Genomic DNA, 7581 nt, shown 5'->3' with positions numbered 1-7581 from the left:
ATCAATCGTCACTGGCGTGTCTTCGTCAGTAACAGCGGTATCATCTTTTGCCACTGGCGCGTCATTGACTGGCGTCACATCGACGTTCACCGTGGTGGACTCCGATACCCCACCGGAGGTAACGATGTAGGTAAAGCTGTCTGTTCCGTGATAGTTGTCGTTTGGCGTGTAAGTGACGCTGCCATCCGGGTTGACCGAGACCGTGCCGTTAGCTGGTCCGTTATTGGTATCCAGCGACACCACTTTGTCGTCGCCTTCGAACGTGTCGTTACCTAAGACCTTAATGATGGTCGGCGTGTCTTCCACAACCGTCGCGTTGTCTGCCACGATGTCTGCCACAGGCGCCACTGTGAAGTTCACCGTTTGGCTGACGCTTTCACCGCTTGGATCGGTAGCCGTAAACGTTAACGCTTCTGAGCCGTTCCAGTCTGCGGTTGGAGTGAGCGTAGCAATGCCATTGACGATCGCCACTTGAATGTTGCTGTTGCCAGAAACGCTAAACGTTAACTCACTATCCACGTTATCCACATCGCTGAAAGCGGTATTCAGATCGATGCTGTATAGCGTGAAATCTTCCGCCAAGGTTTGGTCTGCAATGCTACTTTCAACCACAGGCGTGTCGTTCACCGCATTTACGGTGACGTTGGCCGTCGCTTGGTCGGTCAGTGCACCATCGGTCACGGTGTAAGTGATTTCGGCCTCACCATGGAAGTTCTCAGCTGGTGTGAAGACCAATTTGCCGTCAACAATTTCAACTGTCCCTTGGTCACTCGGCACAGATGCCGAGTCAATACGTAATGCATCACCATCGATGTCAGTATCGTTTGGCAGAACATCAATCGTCACTGGTGTATCTTCGTCAGTAACGGCATTGTCATTGGTCGCCACTGGCGCATCATTCACTGGTGTGACATCGACGTTCACCGTGGTGGACTCACTGACCCCACCGGAGGTAACGATGTACGTGAAGCTGTCTGTACCATGGTAGTTGTCGTTCGGCGTGTAGGTCACGCTGCCGTCCGGGTTGACTGAGACCGTGCCGTTCGCTGGACCGTTATTGGTATCGATCGACACCACTTTGTCGTCGCCTTCGAACGTGTCGTTACCTAAGACCTTAATGATGGTTGGCTTGTCTTCCACAACCGTCGCGTTGTCTGCCACGATATCCGCCACTGGCGCTACCGTGAAGTTCACCGTTTGGCTAACGCTTTCGCCGCTTGGATCGGTAGCCGTAAAGGTTAGGATTTCTGAGCCGTTCCAGTCAGCGGTTGGAGTGAACGTAGCAATGCCATTGACGATCGCCACTTGAATGTTGCTGTTGCCAGAGACACTGAAGCTCAACTCGCCATCCACGTTATCCACATCACTGAAAGCGGTGTTTAGATCGATGCTGTATGGCGTAAAGTCTTCTGCCAAGGTTTGGTCTGCAATGTTGCTCTCAACCACAGGCGTGTCGTTCACCGCATTCACGGTGACGTTGACCGTTGCTTTGTCAGTCAGTGCACCATCGGTCACGGTGTAAGTGATTTCGGCGTCGCCATGGAAGTTCTCAGCCGGTGTGAAGACCAGTTTGCCGTCAACAATCTCGACTGTCCCTTGGTCACTCGGCACAGATGCCGAGTCAATCGACAGCGTATCGCCATCAATATCGGTGTCGTTTGGCAGGACATCAACCGTTACTGAGCTATCTTCCTCTGTAATTATTGTATCATTAGAGGCAATAGGCGCATCGTTAACTGAGTTTACTGTTACCGAAACTTGAGCTTCATCCTCTAACTCACCATCTGTGATGGTGTAGCTAATCGTTGCATTACCGTTGAAATTTTCAGCCGGAGTGAAAACAAGCTTACCATCGATAATCTCAACGATACCTTGCTCTTCTGGTACAGAAGCAGAGGTAATGATTAAATCATCACCTTCAATATCACTGTCGTTAGCGAGCACATCAATTACAACCTGGGAATCCTCGTCAGTTTGAATCGCATCATTAGTTGCTATTGGCGCGTCATTAACAGGCGTAATATCTAAGTTAGCAGTGCCATTAATAACACCGCCATCGTTATCAATAATGTCATAGGAGAATGACACTTCAGTGTCATCGTCAGCCTCTGGAATGTAAGTCCAAGATCCATCGCTGTTATCAATTAAGGTGCCATTCCCACTCTCAATAGTGACGTTTGTAATGACAAGAGTATCGGTATCATCAATATTGACGTTCGATAGTAATTCTTCAGTAGTTATCGTGATTGGATCGCTATCTTCCTCAACAGCGCTTAATGTCACTGGAGAATTAGTAAGTGGCTTACTTGAGCCATCCCCACTTGTCTCGATACCTGTTGTGAAGAAATCATTTAAGGTCAACGCTTGAGTTTCAGATAAGCCGAGGGATTCTAAGCCAATAGTTTCAAAGTTTGTTGAGGCTAGCACTTCAGTACCATCTCGTACAATCGTGGCACTATTTTGCAAACTGGAGCCACTATTTTCACCCGCTGCAGGTGCGAGTTCTTCATCAATTGCAGAAGGGTCTTGACCTTGCTCAATAGCACTAATAATCTGTGCTACATCGTCTGAAATATCTTTTAAACCTTGCTCTTGAGCAAGCTGAATTTTCAGGTCTTGAGGCGCAGCATCTGTCATTGCCACTATCACTTCACCTGGTAGAGGCTGCTGTCCTTCTGCAAGGACTCTCAGCTGCCCATCCAAACCTATTACGACGACTTGATTACCGAGTGGCACTAATGCTGTACGATCCATATAAACCTTAACCCTAAATAACTGTCAAGTTTTTGACTAATAATACTAATTTGCTATATATTGCCCGAATATATAGTGCAATAACAGCAATTTGATGCTCAATGAAGTAATTATGTGTCATACATCAATAAGAATCCAGACGCATAAGTGTTTTATTTTATTAAAATCTGGACACTCGTTTCTAGCCATTACCTCCATCTTTAATTTGAGATCTTAATTCAAGTTTTAGGCAGATTTAGTAGGTTGATTTATCAAAATTGAAACAAATGAACAGCGAATCAACAGGTTACTTCATCGCATATTAATGTTATTGTGCGCTAAATTATTGACGCCCTTATAAGTATTCCACTTATAAGCCCTATCACCTCGAGAATTTTTACCATTATCTAGGAGAATCACAGTGAAGTGGACTCGTGCCAACGCCTTTTGTATTGGTATGTTCACCGCTAGTCATGCTTTTGGGCAAACGCTAGAGCAAGCGGTTGAAAACACATTAAAAACCAATCCTGACATCAAAAGTGCGTTCAATGAATTCGTTAGCAAGCAGTATGTGAATGAAGCATCTGGTGGTGCTTACCTCCCATCCGTAGACTTAGATGCCGGTATCGGTTACGAAGGAATCAAACCCGCAGAGTCAGGGCGAGATTCAACCGATCTGACAAGAAAAGAAGCCACCGTGACACTAACCCAGCTAATATGGGATGGCTCAGCGACACTTAATGATATGGATCGAACAGCAGCTGATGCTGAATCGGTCCGTTATCAACTTCTAGCTGATGCCCAAGACACCGCTCTAGAGGTCGCGAAAGTTTATTTAGACTCAGTAAAAGCTTATGAAATTCTTACACTTTCCGAGAATAACTTGAAAGTGCATAAGAAGATCTATGAAGACATTAAAAAGCGAGTTAACTCAGGTATCGGTTCTACAGCAGACCTAACCCAGGTAGAGGCTCGTTTAGCAAAGGCTCATGGTAACTTGGTGGCAGCTCAGAACAACTTATATGACAGCCACACCACCTTTACACGCCTTGTCGGACAGTCACCACAAGGATTGATTTTCCCAAGAGCGGACCAAAACTTTATTCCCTACACCATCGATGAAGCGATTGACTTGGCATTCGAGTCACATCCAGTAATCAAAATTTCGGTAGCTGATGTGGACTCTGCAAAGTTCCAATACAAGCAATCTAAGGGAACTTACTACCCAACGATATCGGTAGAAGCGGCTCAAACATGGCGTGATGATGCAAGCGGTATCGAAGGAAGCAGCGAAGAGACAACAGCAATGTTACGTATGCGTTACAACCTCTTTAACGGTGGTAGTGACGTAGCCAACGCTGAAAGTTTTGCCTACCAACTAAATAAAGCAAAAGACCTAAGAGAACGTGCATACCGCCAAGTAGAAGAAGGTCTTCGTCTATCTTGGAGTGCGTTAGATTTAACACTTCAACAAAAAGAGTTCCTAGCGGATCACGTAGATTCGGCCTCAGAAACTGTCATCGCCTACGAAAAGCAGTATCGCATTGGAAAACGCACTCTGCTGGACTTGTTAAATACTGAAAACGAACTTTTCGAAGCGAGAAAGAACTACTTGGATGCTCGATACTCAGAGCAGTACGCCAAGTACCGCGTTATGAACGCGACTGGCCAATTGTTAAATGCCTTGCGTGTCGATGTACCTACAGAATGGAATGAAAAGGTGGAGTACTGATCATGAAACCAGTGAAGATTCTATTTGCATTGGGTATGCTCGCCATCACTCAACACGTTGTTGCTGAAGACGAATATGAGTATCGTCCTGTACCAAATGCAGAACAAATAGCAGATTTGCAAGATGACGATAACGATGGTGTCATCAATGCTCGAGATATGTGCCCAGGTACACCTGAAGGCTCAGAGGTCGACAACGACGGTTGTGGAGAATACATTAAAGCATCAGATAACATGCAAGTGCGGATACTTTTTGCTAACGACTCTGATGAGATCAATCCAGTCTTCAGAAGACAAGTCCGAGAGCTTTCCGACTTTTTAAAAGAGTACCCTACTACTTCGATAGAGCTGCACGGCTATGCTAGTAAAGTTGGTGGTTCAAAGCATAACCAAGATCTTTCTGAAAGACGAGCACGCAATGTCCGTGAAGCCCTACTAAGCTACGACATCGAACCGAGTAGAGTCCGCATTGTTGGTTTTGGTGACACTCACTTAGCACAGCAAGGGACCGATGAAGTCAGCCATGCTTTAAATCGTCGAGTAACCGCATCAGTCGTTGGTTACAAAGGCGAGATAAAAAGAGAATGGACAATATTCACAACTCTTCCAGAAAGGTAAAGTACCTGTTTTTGTTTGCTCTGCAAGCACAAAGCAAACAAAAACGAGTGAATACTTAACCTCAGAAAAGGAGCTTCGGCTCCTTTATTTTTACTCATTTCGACAACCGTATTATGCTTTAGGAATCGGCACTTTAGTGTTACTCTAGCCACGTCATAACAACGAGAGTTTTGAAATGAGCAAACTTACATCAGATATCCAAGCGAACCTTGACCTTTTTGTTGCAGAAACGAAAGAAAACCAATTGGTTTGGGGTTTACGCAATGAAGAAGGTTGGCTATCTTGCGATTCAACTGAATTCGAAAACAGCGAAGTCATGCCTTTCTGGTCTTCTAAAGAAGATGCAGAAGCACATAATGTTGAAGAATGGGCAGATTTTACTGTACTAGAAATCCCATTAGATATCTTTGTTGAAGATTGGCTTTTGACTCTTGCTGAAGATGGTGTTCTTGTTGGAACTAACTGGAACGATCAGTTAGAAGGCAAAGAAATGGAGCCTCAAGATCTAGCAAAGCTTTACATTGATTAAAGATTTCTGACCTCAACTTTATGTTGAGGTCTTTCTTTTTTATGCCTCTTCTTTCAATATCTCGACCAAGTGCATAGTTTTACTACTCTTTTTCTTAGTACACCCAACTTAATCACAACGCTGATGCGTTAAAAGCGCTATGATAACTCAACTTTAAAGGCACCTTAAATTAAAGGCTCGTTTAAACATGCGCGTGCTCTATCCCTTGCTTGCGTCACTTTTGCTCACTCCAGTATATGCAAGCGACACTCAAGATATTGAACCAAACCAAAATATCACACAGTGGCACTCTGTCTACCAAACCACACTACGAAGCAACCCTGAGTCGGCATTGAGCATGCTTCAAGATCGCTACCATACAGCGAAATCGGACAGCGAAAAGCTCTACGTAAGTGGATTGATTTATGAATATATGTCAAACATAAATCAGCCTTACTACGGCAGCAGTCAAGTCTTAGACAACCATTTTTCTCAATTAGAATCAGAATATATTCTTGCCTTAAATGAACGTAAGCATGGTAGTTACGAGGCCTCAGTAGATAGATTTTCTTCTTTGCGACAGACAATGAAGAAAATATCCGATTCCGAAGGCAAGGCTCTGATGAACTATCAACTTTGTTATACGCTGAATCAACAAGGTCGTTATCACAAAGCAAACTTTTATTGCTCATCCATAGAGAGCCACTTAAATCATAAGCATCAAGAAAACTTCCCTGTTGATCTTGCTTTGCGCGTGGTAGCAAATAACTACAATTACCGTGGTGACTATGAAAAAGCCTTAAGTTTGTATCGACAGTTGATGGCCAACATGTCGACGCAAAGCGATCCTTCAGGGATTTACAATGACATCGGCAATTTACTTGCAGAGCTGGGGCAATTTGAACAATCAGAGCAATATCTCATTCAAGCCTTACTGGTTCGCCAAGATGAAGGGACACCTCTTGAAGTTGCGCAAGTCGAACATAGTCTAGGAGCGATGTACAGAAAATCCAAAGAACTCGATAAGTCCATCAGCCACTACAAAAATGCATTAACGATTCTCGAACAACTTCATTATCCATACGGGCAAGGGTTGACCTATTTAGGGTTATCTGCTGCTTTGGCCGATTCTGGGCAATTGGATACCGCGGTAGATTACATTGGAAGAGCATTAAACATTGCCCAAACTTATGAGAATACGCACCTTGAAACAGAGGGTCATTTGGCTGCTGGATTGGCATATTTAAAGAACCATACACCCGAAAAATCGATTGAACACGGTACAATTGCGTTAAGATTAGCGGTAAAAAACGCTAGGCCCTTATTGCAAGCGCAAGCCCAATTACTCCTCTCAAAAGCATACCAAGCTCAAAATGATTACAAAAAGGCGCTGGAGCATCACAAGGCCTACTCGACGATTGAACTAACGAACCGAGATGCGAGTAATATCAAGGCGTTAGAGGCACTAGATCTCACTAAAAAAGAGTATGAATATGATCTACAAGTCGCGCAGTTGAACAACGAAACTCTTCTAAGTCAGTACCAGTTTGAAAAACTCACAGACCAACAACGCACTTATAATTTTGTTGTTTTCTGTTTATTGATTCTCCTCGCTCTGGCATTGATGGTTCAGCGACAAACACGCTTAAAAGCCAAAATAGACAGCTTAACGTGTGCATTAAACAGAGCGGCAATTATAGAGACGATTAAAAGCCACACCTCCAAAGCGGAAGGAGACTTCCGCTACGTTCTAGCATTAATCGATCTAGATGACTTTAAGGCGATTAATGATCAGTATGGTCATCCGACTGGCGACTTAGTACTACAACAGGTATGCAAAGCGCTTAAAGCTAAACTTAATAAGGGAGAGTACTTGGGTCGTTTAGGTGGAGAAGAGTTTATCTTGCTATTGAAAAACGTCGATGAGATTGACGTTCCCTTTAGAATACAAAGTCTGCATAAAACAATTTCAGAAAAGAGTGTACATTCGC

General features: G+C 44.1%; 5 protein-coding genes. 4 read left to right on the top strand and 1 reads right to left on the bottom strand.

All coding sequences use genetic code 11. From position 1 onward, the window contains the following. Nucleotides 1–2754 (bottom strand): tandem-95 repeat protein (locus IQR33_RS05355; RefSeq protein WP_228013771.1); only part of this gene is annotated, 2754 nt, incomplete at its 3' end. A 400-nt stretch (nucleotides 2755–3154) separates the two neighbouring features. Between IQR33_RS05355 and IQR33_RS05350 the strand changes: the two genes are divergently transcribed. The 4 genes from IQR33_RS05350 to IQR33_RS05335 form a co-directional block, all read left to right on the top strand. Continuing rightward, nucleotides 3155–4465, top strand: a complete 1311-nt coding sequence (locus tag IQR33_RS05350) for a TolC family outer membrane protein (RefSeq protein ID WP_017635971.1) — start codon at nucleotides 3155–3157, stop codon at nucleotides 4463–4465. A gap of 2 nt (nucleotides 4466–4467) precedes the next feature. Next, nucleotides 4468–5082 (top strand): OmpA family protein, encoded by a 615-nt coding sequence (locus tag IQR33_RS05345; protein WP_005377354.1) that lies wholly within the window; start codon nucleotides 4468–4470, stop codon nucleotides 5080–5082. 175 nt (nucleotides 5083–5257) lie between these two features. Then, entirely contained in the window at nucleotides 5258–5611 is a 354-nt protein-coding gene (locus IQR33_RS05340) for a DUF2750 domain-containing protein (protein ID WP_005377352.1), read from the top strand. Nucleotides 5612–5798: 187 nt separating this feature from the next. Next, nucleotides 5799–7581: diguanylate cyclase domain-containing protein (locus tag IQR33_RS05335; RefSeq protein ID WP_193843580.1), on the top strand; the 1783-nt coding region annotated here is incomplete at its 3' end.

It is taken from the genome of Vibrio sp. OPT46, assembly GCF_015163535.1.
Lineage (GTDB): Bacteria > Pseudomonadota > Gammaproteobacteria > Enterobacterales > Vibrionaceae > Vibrio > Vibrio alginolyticus.
Note: the sequence above shows the minus strand (reverse complement) of the source record. Positions and strands in the feature narration are given on the sequence as shown.

Coding starts and splice junctions, on each gene's coding strand:
- IQR33_RS05345 (WP_005377354.1), top strand. CDS start 4,468: ATGAAACCAGTGAAGATTCTATTTGCATTGGGTATGCTCGCCATCACT.
- IQR33_RS05340 (WP_005377352.1), top strand. CDS start 5,258: ATGAGCAAACTTACATCAGATATCCAAGCGAACCTTGACCTTTTTGTT.